This is a genomic window from Daejeonella sp. H1SJ63 (assembly GCF_029360775.1).
Lineage (GTDB): Bacteria > Bacteroidota > Bacteroidia > Sphingobacteriales > Sphingobacteriaceae > Daejeonella.
Window position 1 is genome coordinate 241,899 of record NZ_JARKMZ010000028.1, and the last position, 20,010, is coordinate 261,908.

At 38.8% G+C, this 20,010-nt stretch carries 15 protein-coding genes; 9 read left to right on the plus strand and 6 right to left on the minus strand.

Annotation, left to right across the window (positions count from 1 at the left end; genetic code table 11):
* The first annotated feature begins 146 nt into the window (after positions 1–146).
* Positions 147–2,783, plus strand: coding sequence for an alanine--tRNA ligase (alaS, locus tag P2W72_RS09010; RefSeq protein WP_276361170.1), 2,637 nt, complete (start codon positions 147–149; stop codon positions 2,781–2,783).
* Between the two features lie 57 nt (positions 2,784–2,840).
* Here the strand turns inward: alaS and P2W72_RS09015 are convergent, their stop codons facing one another.
* On the minus strand, positions 2,841–3,290 hold the full coding sequence (locus P2W72_RS09015) for a hypothetical protein (RefSeq protein ID WP_276361173.1): 450 nt from the start codon (positions 3,288–3,290) through the stop codon (positions 2,841–2,843).
* 142 nt (positions 3,291–3,432) lie between these two features.
* On the opposite strand from P2W72_RS09015, the gene gatB reads away from it, so the two are divergent.
* From gatB to P2W72_RS09035, 4 genes are all read left to right on the plus strand, one after another.
* Positions 3,433–4,902: an Asp-tRNA(Asn)/Glu-tRNA(Gln) amidotransferase subunit GatB gene (gatB, locus tag P2W72_RS09020; protein WP_276361175.1), complete on the plus strand. Its 1,470-nt coding sequence runs from the start codon at positions 3,433–3,435 to the stop codon at positions 4,900–4,902.
* Entirely contained in the window at positions 4,899–5,996 is a 1,098-nt protein-coding gene (locus P2W72_RS09025) for a TlpA disulfide reductase family protein (protein WP_276361177.1), read from the plus strand. The genes gatB and P2W72_RS09025 overlap by 4 nt, the downstream gene beginning before the upstream one ends.
* Before the next feature lie 99 nt (positions 5,997–6,095).
* A complete protein-coding gene (locus tag P2W72_RS09030) occupies positions 6,096–6,785 on the plus strand; it encodes a response regulator transcription factor (RefSeq protein ID WP_276361179.1) in 690 nt (229 codons plus the stop codon).
* Positions 6,786–6,848: 63 nt separating this feature from the next.
* Positions 6,849–7,568, plus strand: coding sequence for an RNA pseudouridine synthase (locus P2W72_RS09035; RefSeq protein WP_276361182.1), 720 nt, complete (start codon positions 6,849–6,851; stop codon positions 7,566–7,568).
* On the opposite strand, the gene P2W72_RS09040 is transcribed toward P2W72_RS09035, so the two are convergent.
* Both P2W72_RS09040 and P2W72_RS09045 read right to left on the minus strand, forming a co-directional pair.
* A complete protein-coding gene (locus P2W72_RS09040; protein WP_276361184.1) occupies positions 7,565–8,104 on the minus strand; it encodes a DUF695 domain-containing protein in 540 nt (179 codons plus the stop codon). The two genes, P2W72_RS09035 and P2W72_RS09040, sit on opposite strands and share 4 nt — an antisense overlap.
* Positions 8,105–8,139: 35 nt before the next feature.
* Complete coding sequence (locus P2W72_RS09045; RefSeq protein ID WP_276361186.1) at positions 8,140–9,522, minus strand: arginine decarboxylase; 1,383 nt, start codon at positions 9,520–9,522, stop codon at positions 8,140–8,142.
* A gap of 99 nt (positions 9,523–9,621) precedes the next feature.
* On the opposite strand from P2W72_RS09045, the gene rocF reads away from it, so the two are divergent.
* The gene (gene rocF, locus P2W72_RS09050) at positions 9,622–10,569 is read left to right on the plus strand and encodes an arginase (RefSeq protein WP_276361188.1); all 948 of its coding nucleotides are present in this window, start codon (positions 9,622–9,624) and stop codon (positions 10,567–10,569) included.
* A 26-nt stretch (positions 10,570–10,595) separates the two neighbouring features.
* A complete protein-coding gene (gene argS / locus P2W72_RS09055; RefSeq protein WP_276361190.1) occupies positions 10,596–12,374 on the plus strand; it encodes an arginine--tRNA ligase in 1,779 nt (592 codons plus the stop codon).
* 46 nt (positions 12,375–12,420) lie between these two features.
* Here the strand turns inward: argS and P2W72_RS09060 are convergent, their stop codons facing one another.
* On the minus strand, positions 12,421–13,317 hold the full coding sequence (locus P2W72_RS09060) for a 3-hydroxybutyryl-CoA dehydrogenase (RefSeq protein ID WP_276361192.1): 897 nt from the start codon (positions 13,315–13,317) through the stop codon (positions 12,421–12,423).
* Positions 13,318–13,675: 358 nt separating this feature from the next.
* Here P2W72_RS09060 and P2W72_RS09065 point away from each other — a divergent pair, with 358 nt between their 5' ends.
* Together P2W72_RS09065 and P2W72_RS09070 are read left to right on the plus strand one after the other, a co-directional pair.
* Positions 13,676–16,654 carry a TonB-dependent receptor gene (locus tag P2W72_RS09065; protein ID WP_276361194.1) on the plus strand — a complete coding sequence of 993 codons (2,979 nt, stop codon included), beginning with the start codon at positions 13,676–13,678 and terminating at the stop codon, positions 16,652–16,654.
* 18 nt (positions 16,655–16,672) lie between these two features.
* The gene (locus P2W72_RS09070) at positions 16,673–18,106 is read left to right on the plus strand and encodes a RagB/SusD family nutrient uptake outer membrane protein (RefSeq protein WP_276361196.1); all 1,434 of its coding nucleotides are present in this window, start codon (positions 16,673–16,675) and stop codon (positions 18,104–18,106) included.
* Between the two features lie 137 nt (positions 18,107–18,243).
* Here the strand turns inward: P2W72_RS09070 and bioD are convergent, their stop codons facing one another.
* The gene (gene bioD / locus P2W72_RS09075) at positions 18,244–18,864 is read right to left on the minus strand and encodes a dethiobiotin synthase (protein ID WP_276361198.1); all 621 of its coding nucleotides are present in this window, start codon (positions 18,862–18,864) and stop codon (positions 18,244–18,246) included.
* On the minus strand, positions 18,861–19,982 hold the full coding sequence (locus tag P2W72_RS09080) for an 8-amino-7-oxononanoate synthase (protein WP_276361201.1): 1,122 nt from the start codon (positions 19,980–19,982) through the stop codon (positions 18,861–18,863). Before P2W72_RS09080 ends, bioD begins: the two co-directional genes overlap by 4 nt.
* Positions 19,983–20,010: the final 28 nt, after the last annotated feature.

Genomic DNA, 20,010 nt, shown 5'->3' on the forward strand with positions numbered 1-20,010 from the left:
ATTTGCACAGATGCAAACAATTATTCTCATTGGCCGGTTATAAGACGGTATGACTTGTCCTTATTGTTCAGATGGAGCCAATATTCTCACATTCAAACCTTACAAATCCATATCTAAAATTTATATTTGCGGATTAGTTTTTCAGGATGACCACGAAAGAGATAAGACAAGGTTTTTTAGATTTTTTTGCTGCCAAAGGGCATCAGATTGTGCCATCAGCACCAATTGTAGTTAAAAATGACCCTACATTAATGTTCACCAATGCCGGGATGAATCAGTTTAAAGATTTGTTTCTGGGTGAAGCGGCAATAAAGTTTCCGAGGGTTGCAGATACGCAACGTTGTCTTCGTGTATCAGGAAAACATAACGACCTTGAGGAGGTCGGGATTGATACTTATCACCATACTATGTTCGAGATGCTTGGTAACTGGAGTTTTGGTGATTATTTTAAGAAGGAAGCGCTTGCTTGGAGCTGGGAATTATTAACTGAAGTATATAAAATTCCTAAAGACAGGCTTTATGTCAGTGTTTTTGCGGGTGATGATAAAGAAGGACTTCCTAAAGATCAGGAAGCTTATGATATCTGGAAAGAATTGATTTCAGAAGATCGTATTCTGCTGGGAAATAAAAAAGATAATTTCTGGGAAATGGGCGAAACGGGTCCTTGCGGACCATGCTCTGAAATCCATGTGGATATGCGTCCTGACTCAGAACGGATAAAAGTTGATGGGAGTAAGCTTGTTAATCAGGATGATCCGCAGGTAATTGAAATCTGGAATAATGTATTCATGCAGTTTAACCGGCTGAAGAACGGCTCTCTTGAAAAGCTTCCCAATCAGCATGTGGATACCGGAATGGGACTTGAACGTTTGGTCAGAGTGATCCAGAATAAAACTTCCAATTACGATACAGACGTATTTCAGCCCCTGATTCAGTTTATTTCAGAGGAATCGCGTATTCCTTATGCCGGCGATTCTAATCCGGGTGAAGAAGGATGGGGTACATCTGTTGCCATGCGTGTAATGGCAGATCATATCCGGGCAATTTGCTTTTGTATTGCTGATGGTACCTTGCCTTCAAATAATAAAGCAGGCTATGTTGTCAGACGGATTTTGAGAAGAGCCGTGCGCTATGCTTATACTTTTCTTGGTTTTAAAGAGCCTTTCATGAACAAACTGGTTCCAATTCTTGCTGATCAGTTTGAAGGAGTCTTCCCTGAATTAAAAAAGCAGCAGGATTTTGTTCAGAAAGTTGTTTTAGAAGAAGAATTGTCGTTTTTAAGAACACTCGCAACCGGAATTCAGCGTTTTGAGCGTTTTGAAACCAATGACAAGATAATTAAGGGCGATTTTGCATTTGAATTGTACGATACCTTTGGTTTCCCGATTGATCTTACAGAATTAATGGCCAGAGAAAAAGGCTGGACCGTTGATATGAAGGGTTTTGAAGCTGAACTGCAGAAGCAAAAAGACCGTTCGCGCGCCGCTACAGCAATCGATACCGGCGACTGGGTTATAGTTAATGAGGACGAAGAAGTAGAGTTTGTTGGCTATGATTATCTTGAATGCGAATGCAGGATTCTGAAGTACAGAAAAGTTTCGGCAAAAGGTAAAGATCAGGTACAGCTTGTATTGAATCGAACTCCGTTTTATGCTGAAAGTGGAGGACAGGCCGGCGATTCCGGTAAACTTGAAGATCATTCAGGTTTGTTCGAATATCAGATTACCGATACCAGGAAGGAAAATGGTCTGATTATTCATTTTATGGATGAAGCTCCTCAAGATCCGTCAGGCTCATTCAGGGCTGTGGTTGATTTTGAAAAGCGAAAGGCTACAGAAAATAATCACTCGGCCACCCATCTTTTACACGCTGCCCTTAAACAGGTTTTGGGTGATCATGTAAACCAGAAAGGTTCATTGGTAAATTCAGAATATCTGCGTTTCGACTTTTCGCATTTTTCAAAACTTTCAGATCAGGAACTGGCTGAAGTTGAGGCTATTGTCAATAGAAAGATTCGGGAAAATATATCCCTGAAAGAGCAAAGGGATGTTCCTTATCAGGAAGCTGTCAATTCAGGGGTAACTGCTCTTTTTGGTGAAAAGTACGGTGATTTTGTACGTGTGATCACATTTGACGATCATTTTTCCAAAGAGCTTTGCGGCGGAACACATGTGAAAGCTACCGGACAGATCGCCTATATGAAAATCATATCTGAAAGTGCAGTAGCTGCAGGCGTGAGAAGGATAGAGGCGATTACTGCAGGGTCTGCTGAACAATATTTTAATAATCAGGCTCAACAGATTAAAGGACTAAAGGAATTATTGAAAAACCCAAATGATCTGTTGAAATCAGTAGAGACAATTCTTGAAGAAAATAGCCGTCTGAAGAAGGAAGTAGAAAAAAGTATTCTGGAGCGGGCTGCAGGATTGAAGCATGAACTTGTTAAAAATGCAGTTCAGATCAATGGAGTAAACCTGATTGCTAAGCAGGTTGAATTGCCTAATACTGATGCTGTAAAGAATCTGGCTTATGCAATTAAGGACATGATCAATGATCTTTTCCTTGTTCTGGCATGTGATATTGAAGGGAAGCCAAGCCTTACCGTAATGGTATCAGAGAATCTGGTAAAGGAAAAAAATCTCAATGCCGGGAATATTGTCAGAGAGCTTGCCAAAGAGATTCAGGGTGGAGGAGGTGGCCAGCCTTTCTTTGCTACTGCAGGAGGGAAAGATAGTTCAGGACTTACAAATGCATTGAATAAAGCACAGAGTTTTATTAGTTAAAATAAAAATGGAGCATTGTTATTTTACTCTCAATGCTCCATTTAGTTTAATTTCTACTTAGTGTTTTCCTTTTCCCTGTGAATGATTTTTATTCCCGTTTGAATGTGGATTTCCTTTGGAATTGGAATTGTTGTTTTTAATAACGGCCTGCTTCCCATTATAGCCCTTGAATTTTGAGTATTTTACTTTGTGTGAATTAAAATACTGGTAAGGGCGGGGAGAATTGATAACCACTTTGTAGCCATTATACAGGTTATAAGTTCTATAGCGGGCTGGTAAAGCAGATCTGTAAACCCAATTGCCGCTTTCCAGATAAATGAACTGACGTTTAGGAACATAATAATAAGTTTCAATATCCGGCAGGTAATAATAATCAACATGGTCGTAACCGGAAGGGCCCCATGCAGGTTGTGTACCTATATTTATATTTACACTCAGTTGCGCTTTTGAATTCTGGGCAGACAGAATGATAATCCCGCTTATTAAAGCAATAATTAATCTTTTCATTTTTCCTTATTTATTTGTTGATGTACAGATATATGCCAAATCTATGCCATATTTAAAAAATGAACCTTTAATGATGTGAAATCGACATTCCATTATCAAATGCTTATCTTTGCTATCAGAAACAAGACACTTTTTATTTTAAATGACGACAATAACGGACAGTTTAACTGATAAATATGAGCTTGTAGTTGGACTTGAGGTTCATGTTCAGCTTTCAACAGAAAGCAAAATATTTTCATCAGATTCTGCCGGTTTTGGCGGAGGACCGAATGAACATATTAGTCCGGTAAGTTTAGGCCTGCCCGGCACCTTGCCCAAACTGAACAGGAAAGTAGTTGAGTATGCCATTAAAATGGGACTCGCCACAAACTGCAGTATCAATACAAATACACATTTTGACCGTAAGAATTACTTCTACGCAGATCTTCCCAAAGGTTTTCAAACTACTCAGGATAGTCAACCCATCTGTTATTCCGGATATATTGATGTAAAATCGGATGATCATTCTGCAAGACGAATACGTATTCATCGTATTCATATGGAAGATGATGCAGGTAAGAGTATGCACGATCAGGATGAGTTTGATTCTTTGATTGATCTTAACCGTGCCGGAGTGCCTTTGATTGAAATCGTTTCAGAGCCTGATATTCGCACTGCACATGAGGCGGCGGCCTATCTGAACGAGATCCGTAAACTGGTACGATATCTGGATATCTGCGACGGCAATATGGAAGAAGGCAGTATCCGTTGCGATGCGAATATTTCTGTCAGATTAAAAGGTTCTTCTCAGTACGGCAACAGATGTGAAGTAAAGAATTTAAATTCTATCCGAAATCTGCAAAGAGCAATTGAACATGAGTTTGTTCGTCAGGTTCAGCTGATTGAAAAGGGTGAACATATTGAACAGAATACCCTGAATTTCGACGCAGAAACAGGAAATACAAGTCCGTTGAGAAGTAAGGAGATGGCAAATGATTACCGTTATTTCCCTGAACCTGATCTTCCGCCTCTTGTTCTTGATGAAAAGTTTATAAATGATCTTGCAGATTCATTACCTGAGTTGCCTGCAAAAAAAATAGAGAGATATATGTCTGATATGGCTTTGTCTGAATATGATGCTATTCTGCTTTCCTCAGAGAAGGAGATAGCGGCATATTTTGATGAGCTTTGCTCTTACACGGCACATTACAAGGCGGCTGCTAACTGGGTTATCGGGCCCCTGCGATCTTATCTCCATGAGTCAGGGCAGCCAATATCAGATATAAAAGTTAGTCCTGAGCAGCTTTCAGAACTTATCCTTCTGATTGATAACGAAAAATTAAATTATTCTGTCGCAGCTCATAAGGTATTTCCTGAAATGCTGAAAGAATCATTGACTGCTGAGCAGGCAGCTGTAAAACTTCAGGTTCTGATTGATACGAATGATGATGATCTCTGCCGTTTAATTAATGAGGTGCTCGAAAAGTTCCCTGATAAGGTTAAAGAATATCACAATGGCAAAAAAGGAGTGCTTGGATTATTTATGGGTGATTTGATGAAGCGCTCAAACGGTAAGATTAATCCACAAACAGCAACTAAGTTGGTAGTAGAAAAATTAGAAAGTAAAAAATGAAGAAGGTATTATTTGCAATTGCAGGCTTAGGTTTGTTCATTGCTTCATGTAAAAATAACGATGAGCTGAGTATATCCGGTAAAGTGGATAATGCAGGGGATATAAAAAAGGTTTTGCTATATGAAGCTGACCAATTGGTAGATTCAGCTTTCCTTAACGAGAGTAACGAGTTCAAATTCCGCCGGCTTGCTCCGCAGGCTAATTTTTATACACTGGTTATTGGAGAAAAGAATTATCTCCTGGTAGGAGCCAATGGGGATGAACTTGAGTTCAAAGCGAACCTGTCGGATGCTACTAATGCCTATGATATTAAAGGATCAAAGGATGCTGAGAAGATTCGTGAGTTTAATGTGATGAGCAATGAGTTTGGTCAGATCAACAAAAAGATACAGGATGAATATTCATCGATGGTGAATGCAAGACCCAATTCAAAAGATTCGATTTACAATGTATTAATGCCTAAGTTTCAGGATAACATGAAGAAATTTTCTGAGACTGCATTTAAGTTTGTTCAGGCAAACAAAGATAATCTTGCCGGATTTTTTGCTGCCGGAAATATCGATCAGACCCAATATGAGCAGGAATTGATAGCCTACGCTGAAGAAGTTAAGCCAAAGTTCCCTGACAATAAGGCCGTACAGTCTTTTGCAGACAGAATGATTTCTATCAAGCCGGTATCTGTAGGACAGATCGCTCCTGATTTTGAATTGCCTGATGCTGAGGGTAAAAACCATAAATTGTCTGATTTCAGGGGTAAATATATTTTGCTTGACTTCTGGGCTTCATGGTGTGCTCCCTGCCGTGAGGAAAACCCGAATATCGTAAAGCAGTATGAAAAATTTAAGGATAAGGGCTTTACTGTTTTGGGAGTTTCACTTGATGAAGACAAGGCCGACTGGCTTAAGGCAATTAAGGATGATAAATTGAACTGGCCGCACCTTTCAGAGTTAAAACGCTGGGATGGTAAGGTTACTTTATTGTATAAAGTGGAAGGTATTCCGGCTTCATTTTTATTGGATCCACAAGGTAAAATTGTTGCAAAGAATTTAAGAGGCGCTGATTTACAGCAATTTCTGGAAAAAACTCTCAAATAAGATTAATATATTGTATACCGCAATGGTTTACAATTTCTTAATGTAGGCTTAATGATTTAATAGGACTGTCAGCTTAACTTTAAATAAAATTAATATTGTATGAGTACGGCTAAGCACAAGATTCTGATTGTTGATGATGAACCTGATATCAGGGAGCTTATTGAATATAATCTGAAGAAGGAAGGATATCAGGTATATACTGCTTCTAATGGTCAGGAAGGAGTAACAGAAGCTAAGAGAGTTTTGCCGGATCTGATCATTCTTGATATCATGATGCCCAAGATGGATGGTATTGAAGCCTGTCGTATTTTAAGATCCATGAATGAATTTAAGAATACATTCATGGTGTTCCTTACTGCCAGAAGCGAAGAGTATTCAGAGATTGCAGGTTTTAATGTGGGTGCAGATGATTATATCGCTAAACCTATTAAACCACGGGCATTAACGAGCAGGATCAATGCAATTTTAAGACGTAATGTTCATTCAGAAGAGCATGTAGAGAATAAAGTTGAAATTGGAGATCTTGTTATTGATCGTGAGGCATTTCTGGTGTTCCGTAAGGGAGAGAGGATCGTACTTGCCAAAAAAGAATTCGAGCTGCTGTACCTTCTGGCCTCCAAGCCTGGTAAAGTTTATACCAGAGACGTAATTCTTAAAAATATCTGGGAAGATTCTGTTGTAGTAACCAACCGTACTATCGATGTGCATATCCGTAAGCTTCGCGAGAAGCTGGGGGATAATTACGTAAGTACTGTAAAGGGGGTAGGCTATAAATTCGAATTAAAGTAATTCTGTTCAATTTAGGACTTCAGCTGGATTTATTCCTTAACTTTGCATTTTAATTTACAATCTGTGAAGTTTCCCAAGTTTAAGGACTTAATTCTTTTCGAAAACGAAAATCTGATCGTTGTTAATAAACCTGCGTTTCTGAGCTCGCTTGACGACCGCGATGGTGGAGAGAATAATCTTCTCCGTATGGCCAAACAGTATTCTTTTGATGCTCAGATATGCCATAGACTGGACCGGGAAACTTCAGGAGCACTTATTATTGCTAAGAATCCCGAAACCTACCGCTTTATCAGTATGCAGTTTGAACACAGAAAAGTGAACAAAGTGTATCATGCGATCATAAACGGTACGCACATTTTCGAAGACCTTCATGTTGATCTCCCGATTTTAAACCTGGGAGCAAAGAATGTTGCCATCAACAAGCAGGAAGGAAAAGCTGCAGAAACTATATTTAATTCTTTAAAATATTATAAACATTATACGCTGGTAGAGTGCCGGCCAATTACGGGTAGAATGCACCAGATCAGGATACATCTGGCTTCTCAGCGTGCAAATATTGCCGGCGATGAAATGTATGGCGGCAAGCCGGTTTATCTCTCTGAAATAAAGAGAGGATACAGGATCGGAAAAGATCAGGAAGAACTTCCCATAATGAAGCGATTTGCACTGCATGCCAGGCAAATCACTTTTAAGATTGATGAAAAAACGGAAATGACATTTGAGGCTCCTTATCCCAAGGATTTTGCAACTCTTCTTAAATTGCTGGATAAGTTCGATTCTTAATTTTTAAGGCTTAGCGCTTCATAAAAAGAGGCTACAGCCTCCCATTTTGGGTCTTTCTCAAAAGAAATTGATTCGAGCCTGTTTTGGTAATCAATTTTGATGAGCTCTAAAATCTCCTTAGCTTTTTGCATATCCTCCTCTTTGATATAAAGCAGAATATCTCTGTAGCCATTCATTGTGGTTGTTCCTACAAAACAAAACATCCCCAAGTCCCTGCTTAATTCTGAAATAATCTCTGTTTGAAGCTCGTTAAAGATCTTTGCTTCTTTCTCGTCGGGGTGCCCGTCCTTGTTTTTATTCATGGTATTGACCATGATGAACAGGGATAAAGGGTATAGCTCTTTATCTTTAAAGTTGATATACCTTTTATTGATCATGGCCTGGCACGGTTTCCCTTCAGCCTCAAACATTAACTGGCCAAAGCTTGGCTGGGAGGGATGTGTCCCGGACTTTAAATCGATCGGTTCCGATTTTTTATTCTGCGAGCAGGACAATAATGGAAGCACACAAATCAAAGCGAGGCAGGCGATTTTCATATTGTCAAAAAAGCTTATCCCGAACTAAGCCGGGCTTAATAACCTAAAATTTTTAATACCTGTTTACTGTTTTGTTCCTCACCAAATACCTCGAAGTTGAAAGTTTCATCACGGTTTCTTCGAATAATCACATGCTTGGGCGAAGGCAGCAGACAGTGGTGAATACCTCCATATCCGCTAAGAACCTCCTGATACGCGCCGGTATGGAAAAAACCAATATATTGAACTTTACGCGTTTTAGGCATAAAAACGTTATTCATATGTGCCTCCTGGCTGTAATAGTCCTGTCCGTCGCAGGTAATGCCGCCAAGGTTAACACGCTCATATTCAGAGTCCCAGTTATTAACAGGAGCAAGGATATATTTCTGATTAAGAGCCCAAACATCCGGAAGGTTTGTGATAAATGATCCGTCGAGCATTAACCATTTTTCACGATCGTTTTGCTGCTTACGTCCCAGAACTTTGTAAAGAATGCCCGATGCTTCGGCAACGGTATATTTTCCGAATTCAGTAATGATATCCGGTTCCATAACATCATGTTCTGCACAGATCTCTTTGATCCTTTTTACAATCTCATTGACCATGTATTCATAATCGAAATCAAAAGCCAGAGAGTCTTTGAACGGCATTCCGCCACCAATATCCAGAGTATCCAGATCAGGGTTTATTTTCTTGAATTTACAGTAAAGAGTTGCATATTTTTCAAGCTCATTCCAGTAATAAGGAGTATCTGAAATTCCTGAATTAATGAAAAAGTGAAGCAATTTTACCTTGAAATTAGGATTTGGAGCAATTTTGTGATTGTAGAAATCAATGATATCCTCCATTCTGATTCCCAGCCTTGAAGTATAAAACTGTGAATCCGGCTGTTCTTCTGCAGCGATCCTCATTCCCAGACTACATGGAATATCGAGTTCATCATCATAAATATTGAACTCCTCTTTATTGTCTAATACGGGTATAATGTTTTTAAAGCCATCATGCAGCATATCAATGATGTACTGTTTGTACTGGAATGTTTTAAACCCATTACAGATCACAGTAATCTCTTTGGTCAATGCTCCTTTCTTTTCCAGTGCATCGATCATTGGCATGTCGAATGCTGAGGACGTTTCAAGGTGAATATCATTGCGCAGAGCCTCTTCAACAATATGTCTGAAGTGAGAGCTTTTGGTACAATAGCAATATTTATAACCGCCTCTGTAATTATTCTTTACAATTGCCGCCTGAAATAGAAGTTTGGCCTGCTGGATCTTCTTGCTCACAATAGGAAGATATGTGAATCTGAGAGGTGAACCATAGGTCTCAATCATTTCCATGAGGTTCAGATCATGAAAATATAATTCGTCATCAATGATGTCAAAACCTTCCTGAGGGAAGCCAACGCTTAAATCAAGAAACTCCGCGTAACTCTGCATTTTTTTATAATTTTGGCAAAGATATAAAAAGCATATAGCATAGAACATAATAGAATTTGTAAAAATGTTCTGTTATGATTTAAACTGTTAGTCAGAGGTATGCGTGAACTAAGAATAATAGAGGTTAAATCTGAAATTGGGGCAGGAACACGGGGTTCAGGTATGGGGGTGGATGCAATTAAGACTGCGGCACTTGATTTTGGGAGCAGATACTTCAAAAAATATAAAAGTGTTGAGGTACCCAATGAGAATCATCTGTTGCTTGAATCTGCTGGTAATCAGTATGCTAAGCGTATTTCCGGGATTTTAACCATGGTTGAACGAATATCTGATGAAGTATCCGGAGTTCTGAAAAAAAATGAGTTTCCCATCATGATATCCGGGGACCATAGTTGTTCGATAGGTGCTGTTTCAGGTATTAAGAAGGCCTTTCCCAAAAGTCGCATTGGTTTGATCTGGATTGATGCGCATGCTGATATTCATTCGCCATATACCACTCCGTCAGGGAATCTGCATGGGATGCCTCTTGCGGCTTTATTGGATGAAGATAATCTGGAGTCGAAGATTAATAAGCCTGATCAGGAGACTCTTAACTATTGGTATCAGCTGAAGAATGTATGTAATATCAGTCCAAAAATCAAGTACGGGGATCTGGTTTATATTTCCATGCGCGATTTAGAGACAGCCGAATCAAATCTGTTGAAGCGGCACAAGATTAGGAATTTTTCTACTGCTGAAATCAGAAAGAGGGGGGTAGAGCGTGTGGCCATTGATGCTCTAAAAGATCTTGATTCTTGTGATATGATCTATGTTTCATTTGATGTTGATGCACTGGATCCTTCAATATCGCGCGGTACAGGCACTCCGGTGTCAAATGGGATTACCGGAAAGGAGGCAGGTAATCTTGTGGCAAGGCTGATGTCAAATGATAAAATTTGCGGATTTGATATGGTAGAGGTAAATCCAACCCTCGACAGAGAAAACAAAATGGCAGAAAATGCATTTGAGATTTTATTAAGGGCAACAAATTCTTTAATTAACGACTAAATTTAGCGGGTTCAATCCCAATTAAGATGACGATAGAAAATACCATAGTTGAGCATGTTAAAAATGCCGTTCAATCACTTTACCAAACAGAAGTCGCAGCAGACAGTATAGTAATTCAGGAAACCCGTAAGGAGTTTGAGGGACAGGTTACTGTGGTCATATTTCCATTTACCCGGCTTTCGAAAACAAGTCCGGAGCAAACAGGTACCCGGATTGGGGAGTATCTTATGCAGCATGTTGCAGAAGTTACTGGTTTTAATGTGATTAAAGGATTTCTTAACCTCTCGGTTTCTGACCAGCATTGGGTTGATCAGTTGCTTGGTAATGTGCTTAATGAATCTTATGGACAGTTTCCTTCAAACGGACAAAAGGTTATGGTTGAGTATTCCTCACCGAATACCAATAAACCACTTCACCTGGGACATGTTCGTAATAATTTGCTGGGATATTCGGTTTCAGAGATATTATCGGCAAATGGATATGATGTTATCAAAGTAAATCTGGTTAATGATCGTGGTATTCACATCTGTAAGTCAATGCTTGCCTGGCAATTGTTTGGCAATGGAGAAACACCTGAAAGCAGTGGTTTGAAAGGAGATCATCTTGTTGGTAAATACTATGTAATTTTTGATAAGGAATATAAAAAGCAGATCGAAGAGCTTGTTTCTTCCGGACAAACGGAAGAAGAAGCAAAGAAGAATGCACCGGTAATTAAACAGGCGCAGGAAATGCTTTTAAAGTGGGAGGCCGGTGATCAGGAGGTATTAAAACTTTGGCAAATGATGAATGGCTGGGTTTATGCAGGTTTTGACATCACTTACAAAAGACTTGGGGTTGATTTTGCCAAATATTATTATGAATCTGATACCTATCTGCTGGGAAAAGATACCATTCAGGAAGGTCTGGATATGGGGGTCTTCTTCCGAAAGGATGATGGTTCTGTATGGATCGATCTTACCGAAGATGGTCTGGATCAAAAATTAGTGCTCAGAGCAGATGGAACTTCCGTTTATATTACTCAGGATCTGGGAACTGCCCAGTTAAAATACGATGATTACAAGATGGATAAATCTATCTATGTTGTAGGAAATGAACAGGATTATCATTTTAAAGTATTGTTTCTGATTCTTCAGAAATTGGGTAAAAGCTGGGCAGAAGGACTGTATCATTTATCATATGGAATGGTTGATCTGCCTTCTGGTAAAATGAAATCCAGGGAAGGTACAGTGGTTGATGCTGATGAGCTTATGGATGATATGATCCGTACCGCGAAGGAGAGAACTGAGGAGTTGGGGAAAGTAGATGGATTTAGTGAGTCAGAAAAAGCAAATCTTTACGATATGATCGGACTTGGAGCTTTAAAGTTCTTTCTTTTAAAGGTTGAACCAAAGAAGAGGCTCTTGTTTGATCCGAATGAATCTATTGATTTTCAGGGTCATACGGGGCCATTTATTCAATATACACATGCCAGAATTCGTTCTGTTCTGGCAAAAGCGGGATATAGTACTAAATTAACTTCAAATTATCAGGAGGGTCTTACTGTTCTTGAAAGAGAGCTTATCGTTACCCTTGCCAAATATCCCGATGTAATTGATGCAGCTGCCAGAGAGTACAGTCCGGCAATGATTGCCAATTATATTTATGAACTCTCAAAGCTTTACAATAAGTTCTACCACGAAGAAAGTATTTTGAAAGCTGAAGATCCGGATGTCAGAAATTTCAGGCTTGATCTCTCGTTGGCATCGTCATCTGTAATTAGTAAAGGCATGAAATTACTGGGAATTCGGGTTCCCGAGAGAATGTAGAATTTTGTTTGCGGGTAATTTAGAATGAGGTCTTCTTAAGGAGTATTTAGACCTTTTTTCTAAATTTTGCAGATACTACTGCATCTTTAGATCCATTGCTGTAATTGTAAAAACCGTTTCCTGATTTTATACCCAGTTGCCCTGCTGTAACCATATTTACCAATAGCGGGCATGGAGCATATTTGGGATTGCCGAATCCCTTATGAAGTACGTTCAGTATTGCCAGACAAACATCCAGTCCGATAAAGTCGGCAAGCTGCAAAGGACCCATAGGATGAGCCATTCCAAGTTTCATGACGCTATCTATTTCCTGAACACCTGCAACACCTTCATAAAGAGAATATATGGCTTCGTTAATCATTGGCATCAGTATTCTGTTTGCAATGAATCCAGGATAGTCATTTACCTCTACCGGTATTTTGCCCAGTTTTGAAGAAAGCTCCATAACAGCAGAAGTTACTTTATCGGAGGTTGAATATCCTTTGATAACTTCTACAAGTTTCATCAAAGGAACCGGATTCATAAAGTGCATTCCGATTACTTTATCAGCTCTTTTTGTTGCTGATGCGATTTTACTTATTGAGATAGATGAAGTATTTGTTGCAAGAATTGCATCCGGCTTGCACCATGAGTCGAGATCCTTGAAAATGCGGAGTTTAATTTCTGTATTTTCGGTGGCGGCCTCAATGATCAGGTCTGAGTTTTTTACAGCTTTACGGGTATCTGTAAAGATTTTAATGTTTTTTAAAGCAGAGTCTCTCTGAGCTTTAGTGATTGATTCCTTTACAAGCTGTCTGTCGAGATTTGTTTCTATTGTTTGTAAAGCTTTTTTCAGGGTTTCTTCAGAAATGTCAATCAGATTAACTTGAAATCCTGCCAGAGCAAAGGAATGAGCTATACCATTTCCCATTGTACCTGAGCCAATCACTGAAATTACTTTCATACTTTTTATAAAATTTCCATTCCAAATTTAGGAATGATTTCGGTGTTATATTTTATTGTTGACAAAAGCTCTTGATATTGAGGTTCTACTATGCAGACTCATAGACTTTGTTCTCTATTGTACCAAGCATATTTTTATGATTAAATACACATTAATTTTTTGTTTTCTGAAAATACTAATTTGCAAATCAGTCTAAAAACTTTGATTTTGATGCCCATGTCGAGTGTTGCAACAATTTTGTTACGCCAAAGTTACAAAGAAAATACGTTAAATATCGCTTGAAACAGCTAATCTTGCGAACTAATTATCCTTTCCTAAGGGATATTATAACCAGTTAATTTAATTAAAACACAATCAAATGAAAAGAAAATTACTAGCATTCTTATTGCTGGGACTATTCGCTTTTACCAGCGTAATGGCTCAGAATAAGACAATTACTGGTAGAGTTGTAGGAGCCGACGACGGTCTCCCTCTTCCTGGTGTTTCTGTACGTATCAAAGGCGGTAGTGCAGGGACAACAACAGGTGCTGATGGAAATTATTCATTAAATGCACCGGCTAATGCCTCTGTTTTAACCTTTACTTATATTGGTTATGTTACACAGGAAATTACAATTACTGCTAATAACAGAGTTGATGTACGATTGGTAAGTGATTCAAAACTACTATCCGAGGTTGTTGTTGTTGGATACGGAGAGCAGAGTAAAGCCTTAAGCACTCAATCTGTTTCTACAGTAAATGCGGAGGCATTCAAAAATGTCCCTATGACGAGCCCTCAGCAATTATTGCAGGGACAGGCCGCGGGAGTTCAAATGACCAACTCTTCTGGTGTATTAGGGGCTGCATCTTCAATTCGCATCAGAGGTGCATCTTCAATTACTGGTGGCGGACAGCCTTTGTTTGTTGTCGACGGAGTGCCTTTAAATGACGGATCTTATTCATCAGCTCAGGGTGGAGGTTCAGGATTGAATCCTCTTCTAAATATCAATGCGAATGATATTGAATCTATGACAGTTCTAAAGGATGCCGCAGCAGTTGGGATTTATGGATCCAGAGGGTCAAATGGCGTTGTGCTTATAAAAACTAAAAGTGGTTCTTTGAATAAGAAGACTGCTGTCAATTTTGACTACTTTACTGGAGTATCAGAACCTACGAGCTTGTTGAAATACATGACTGCTGATGAGTTCAAGGGTTTCGTAAATGAATCAAGAACCGCAAGGGGCTTAGCTGCAGCAACTTTTCCTGCTACCAGTTTTGATTGGGTAGATGCAGTAGTTCAAACTGGAGTTACAAATTCTTACAATTTATCAGCCGCAGGCGGTGATGCCAAAACAAGATTCTTTGTTGGTGGAAACTATAATAAAGAAAGTGGTTTTACTATAGGAAATGATCTGGCGAGATTGTCTGGCAGGTTTAATTTTGATCATAATATCTCCGATAATATTAAAGTAGGAGTTAACTATAACTTATCACGGGTAAACAGTGATAGAATAGGTGTAGAGAATAATACGTTTGCTCCCCTAACATCATCTTATCTGCAATTACCTTATGTAACTCCTTATGATGCAAATGGAAATTTTGTAAATACCGGGTTTATACAAAACGTCCTGGCGATAGAAGCATTGAATACCAATAGCTTCAATTTACAGAGAAGTACAGGTAACGCATTTGCTGAATTCAGGATTTTTAAAGACTTTAAATTTAAAACCGATTTTGGAATTGATAATATTCAGACAGAGGGAAAAAGCCGAAGTGTTAATTTATTTGTACCCGGAGGAACAGGTTTTAAAGACAACCAAAAGGATTATAAATGGTTAGTGACAAATACGTTGAATTATAATAAAGTATTAAACAATCATACGTTTGGAGGATTACTGGGATACAGTTATGAAACTTCCCGTGATGATTATATGGCAGTTGGTGGCTCAGGATTTGCAAGTGATAAATTACCCAATGTAGGTTCGGCATCCACACCAACAACAACATTCGCATCAGGAACGGAATGGGCTTTAGAGTCTCAATTTGCCAGGTTAAGCTATAACTTCAAAAACAAATATCTTTTTCAGGGTTTAGGAAGGCGCGATGGCTCATCCCGATTTGGACAGAATAAAAAATATGGACTATTTTATGCCCTTTCTGCCGGTTGGGTAGTTTCTGAGGAAAGCTTCTTAAAGGACTCGAAGGTTATTGATTATTTAAAATTCACAGCTAGTTATGGTACATCAGGTAATGACCGGATAGGTAATTTTAGTTACCAGGAATTGTTTGGTGGAGGTGTAGGAGCTGATTACAGTGGAAATGCCGGCTTAATTCCAACTCAGGTTCCAAATGCAGATCTTAGCTGGGAAGAAACAGCACAATTTGACGTAGGTGTAAATACTACCCTTTTCAACATATTTGATCTTGAAGCTAATTACTATACTAAAAAAACTAATAGGTTATTGTCAAACGTTCCTTATCCTTATACTACAGGTTATGCAAGTGCTACGATTAACGTTGGTGAAATGAAGAATACCGGAGTTGATTTATTAGTTACTTCACGTAACATTAATAAAACTAATTTCAAATGGGCCACCTCATTAAATATCGGATTTGTTAAAAATGAAATAATATCATTACCGGTAAATAAGGATCCTGAAGGCAGAGACTTTTTAGAAGGTTCTGCTGCTCAGAGAGCTATAGTAGGGGAGAGTTTGAACACTTTTTATTTAGTAAGATATAAAGGTATAAATCCTGCTACCGGTGATGCAGAATGGCTGACCAAGGATGGTACTGCAACTACTACCTATTCACCAAATAACCGTGTAGTGGTAGGTAGTGCAATTCCTGATTTTACAGGAGGTTTTACAAATAACCTGAGCTATAAAGGTGTTGACCTTAATGTGTTCTTTAATTTTGCTTACGGAAATAAAGTACTGATTGATGGTCTCCGGTTTACAGAAAATGTAAATACTGGTTCCTATAATAAGAGTACTGATCTGTTAAATTACTGGAAGCAAGCTGGTGATAATTCATTTGCTCCAAGATTAAGCAGCCCTACAGCTGCTAATTTTCAACAGCTATCTACATTACAATTACAGGATGGGTCTTATTTGAGGCTGAAAACGGTAAGTTTAGGGTATACAATCCCAACAACTATAATTAATAGAAGTAAAATTTTAACAAGCGCCCGTATTTATGTTTTAGGTCAGAATTTAATTACTGTTAAAAATAAGGATTTCAGAGGTCCTGATCCGGAAGTTTCTGCAAATGGAGGTTCTAACCAAATATTAGGTCAATCCTTCTTTGCACTTCCCCAAGCCAGAACATTAACTTTTGGAATTAACCTAGGATTTTAAGAACAGAAAAATAAAGAGATGAAAAATAAATTATTTATTTACTCAATTACGGGAGCCCTGTTATTCAGTTTTGCTTCCTGTGAAAAAAAGCTGGATTTACAGCCCGAGCAAAGCTTGTCTGCTGACGTGGCTTTTAATTCTAAAGAGACAGCTACAAGTGCCTTGTTAGGTGTTTATAGTTCGCTTCAGACACTTGAAGTTTTTGGCTCACAGCCACAGATTGTTGCTGATTATCAGGCGGATAACGTTTTATTTGTTGGATCTTTTCCTACTTTACAAGAAATAACAAATTATAATGTGATATCTTCTAATCAAACCATTGAAACTATCTGGCAATCGCATTACCGGGCTATATTAAGGGCAAATAAAATTATTGCCAAAGTCCCTCAAGTGGTAGATGCATCTTATACAGATGCCCAGAAAAAGCAAGCTGTAGCTGAAGCCAAATTTTTACGTGCATTAACGTATTTTCAATTGTCAAATTTGTTTTCACAGCCATTTCAGGTTTCCAATGGATCAAATCTTTCAGTTCCTTTGGTATTGGAATCATTTGAAGGTGAAATTTCATTTCCAGCCCGTGCAACACTAAATGATGTCCAAAATCAGATCAAAAAAGATTTAACAGAAGCTATTGTTGATCTTCCAGCTTCTTACAGTTTAGCAGCTGATACACGAGGTCGTGCAACAAAAGGTGCTGCACAAGCTTTATTATCCCGGCTGCACCTTTATAGAAATGATTGGGCTAACGCTGAAACTTTGGCAAGGCAGGTTTTGGCTTCTCCTTTATATGTTTTGGCGGCAAACTATGCTTTTTACGATGCCAATACACCAGAAGATGTATTTTCAATTCAAAACTCAGCAACTGATAATGGAAGAACCGGTGCCGGTGGATGGGCAAGTTATTACCAGCCTGCTGCAAAAGGAGGCAGGGGTGATGCACCTTTTTCAGCAGCTTTAGTGGCTGCATATAATGAAGAACCAGGAGATAAGCGGTTTACCTCTTTAAATGCTATGGGATCTGCTGCAGATGGTATCGCCAGACCATTCACTTTGAAATTCCCGGATGCAATTAATAATACAGACAATTCACCTGTTATACGAACAACTGAGGTAGTTTTAAATTTAGCAGAAGCTATAGCCGAACAAAAGGGTATTAATATGGAATCTATTGATTTGATCAATAAACTTAGGGCGAGAGCCGGCCTTCCAAGCTGGACATTAGTAACATTTTTAACTAAAGCAGCATTTATTGATGCTATTTTAAATGAAAGAAGAAAAGAGTTAGCTTTTGAAGGTCATAGAAGAATGGATTTGCTAAGAAAAGGTAAACCACTAAGAACTACAGGACCTGAAGCTTCTAAAGCGACATTTGGAGGTAACCTTACCATATTACCTATTCCATTTCGTGAAATTGACCAGAATAAATTGTTAGTACAAAATCCAGGATATTGAGTTAAAATCAATGAATCCTGATAGATAATACAATCTGGATTTCGGAATCGGGATTATAAATTTTTCATAAAGAGAGGCTGATCATGATTTATGATACAGCCTCTCTTACTTAATCAATCCTACAGCTCATATAGAGGTTAGCCAATTTCAGTAATTAGTTGTGCGGCAAATTTGCTGATCACATTTTTATCCATCTTTTCAAATAAAGGGAAATGCATAATCTTTGTGTTTAGATGCTTTGATATTATCTCTTCTGAACTTTTATCCTGCCTGCCACAAAATATAATCCTGCTAAGATTTATATTTCTTGATTTAAGTATCTCTCCGGATAATAAGGTATGATTTATGCTTCCCAGATAGTTTTGTGATACAAGAAATACTTCTGCATCCAGCTTTTGGATCAGATCGATCATCAGGTCCTTTTCATTTAAAGGCACCATTAATCCGCCTGCCCCTTCGATGATCAGCTGATTATCTGTTTCAGGAAGGATAAAAGATGACAGTTCAATGCGTATCCCATCCAAAGCTGCTGATTTATGCGGTGAGAAGGGCTGTGTAAGACGATATATCTCGGGGTGAAAGATTGATTGTTTATTGGATACAAGGCTTCTTACGAGAGCCGTATCGCTGTTTCCGAGATCCCCTGATTGAATGGGTTTCCAGTAGTCGGCTTTAAATTTTTCAACCAAAATAGCTGATACAATGGTTTTTCCTACCCCTGTACCTATGCCTGTGATAAAAATCGGTCGCTTTCTCAAAGTATGCGGTTTAAAAGTTCACAAAGGCTTTTTATTTCCTCCATAGAATTATGATTATGAAGGCAGATCCTGAGGCGTTCTGATCCTTGTGCAACACTCGGACTAAGTATTGCCCTTACATCGAATCCTGCAAGCTGTATGGTTTCTGCCTTTTCTGTGGCTCTGCTGTTTCCGGGAATAATAATGATCTGTATCGCAGATCTGCCTGGCAGAAGCCGGATCCCGGGTTTGATAAGTTGTCTGAAATAGTGTATTCTCTGGTGTATACCTGACTGATGATCCCGGCTTTTAAGATAGGTGTAGGCAGCCTTTACGGCCAGGTGACTCAGAAAGGGAGCTGCTGTGGTATAAATAAACGCCCTTGAGAAATTGATCAGGTAGGAGCGTAGCTGCCTGCTTCCTAAAACTACTGCACCATGTGTTCCCAGTGCTTTGCCAAAAGTGATGACTCTGGCAAATATCTTGTCTGATAATCCCGATTCTTCAATCAGGCCACGGCCATTTTCCCCGAAAACTCCTGTGGCATGGGCTTCATCGACGATGAGTGCTGCCTTATATTTTTGGGCAAGATCGGCTATCTGCTGTAATGGAGCTTCATCGCCGTCCATAGAGTAAAGGCTTTCAACTGCTATGAATATTCTGCCTCTGGCAATTCTTAGCTTTTGCTCAAGATTTTCTATATCATTATGCCTGAAAACATATCGTTGTGCATGGCTAAGACGAATTCCGTCTATAATGGAGGCATGTATATATTCGTCGGAGATTATGGTATCACCTCTTTGCGGTAAACATGAGAATAATCCAATATTTGCGTCATAGCCGGAGTTATACATTAATGCAGCCTCCGACTGATGGAAATCAGCGATTTCCTCTTCAAGTCTTTCTGTGAAACTGTCATTACCTGCCAGCAGTCTTGAGCCCGAAGATCCTAACCTGAAATCGGGGTATTTCCCAAGCTCTGAAAGAAATAATTGCCTCAATTCTTCAGATCTGGCAAATCCCAGATAATCATTTGAACAAAAGTCGATTTTGGAATTTTCAGATTTTAAACTGCGCAGAGAATGGTTCAGCTTCCGCTTTTCCAGACTTTCAGAAATAAAATAATTGATCTCTTCCAAAATATTTTTTGTTAAAAATAAGAAAAGC

What these genes read in the sequence shown, in the direction of transcription:
- P2W72_RS09030 (WP_276361179.1), top strand. Translation starts at nt 6,096, where the DNA reads ATGAGTACGGCTAAGCACAAGATTCTGATTGTTGATGATGAACCTGAT.
- gatB (WP_276361175.1), top strand. Translation starts at nt 3,433, where the DNA reads ATGACGACAATAACGGACAGTTTAACTGATAAATATGAGCTTGTAGTT.
- P2W72_RS09070 (WP_276361196.1), top strand. Translation starts at nt 16,673, where the DNA reads ATGAAAAATAAATTATTTATTTACTCAATTACGGGAGCCCTGTTATTC.
- P2W72_RS09065 (WP_276361194.1), top strand. Translation starts at nt 13,676, where the DNA reads ATGAAAAGAAAATTACTAGCATTCTTATTGCTGGGACTATTCGCTTTT.
- alaS (WP_276361170.1), top strand. Translation starts at nt 147, where the DNA reads ATGACCACGAAAGAGATAAGACAAGGTTTTTTAGATTTTTTTGCTGCC.
- P2W72_RS09060 (WP_276361192.1), bottom strand. Translation starts at nt 13,317, where the DNA reads ATGAAAGTAATTTCAGTGATTGGCTCAGGTACAATGGGAAATGGTATA.
- argS (WP_276361190.1), top strand. Translation starts at nt 10,596, where the DNA reads ATGACGATAGAAAATACCATAGTTGAGCATGTTAAAAATGCCGTTCAA.
- P2W72_RS09025 (WP_276361177.1), top strand. Translation starts at nt 4,899, where the DNA reads ATGAAGAAGGTATTATTTGCAATTGCAGGCTTAGGTTTGTTCATTGCT.
- P2W72_RS09045 (WP_276361186.1), bottom strand. Translation starts at nt 9,522, where the DNA reads ATGCAGAGTTACGCGGAGTTTCTTGATTTAAGCGTTGGCTTCCCTCAG.
- P2W72_RS09015 (WP_276361173.1), bottom strand. Translation starts at nt 3,290, where the DNA reads ATGAAAAGATTAATTATTGCTTTAATAAGCGGGATTATCATTCTGTCT.
- P2W72_RS09040 (WP_276361184.1), bottom strand. Translation starts at nt 8,104, where the DNA reads ATGAAAATCGCCTGCCTCGCTTTGATTTGTGTGCTTCCATTATTGTCC.
- rocF (WP_276361188.1), top strand. Translation starts at nt 9,622, where the DNA reads ATGCGTGAACTAAGAATAATAGAGGTTAAATCTGAAATTGGGGCAGGA.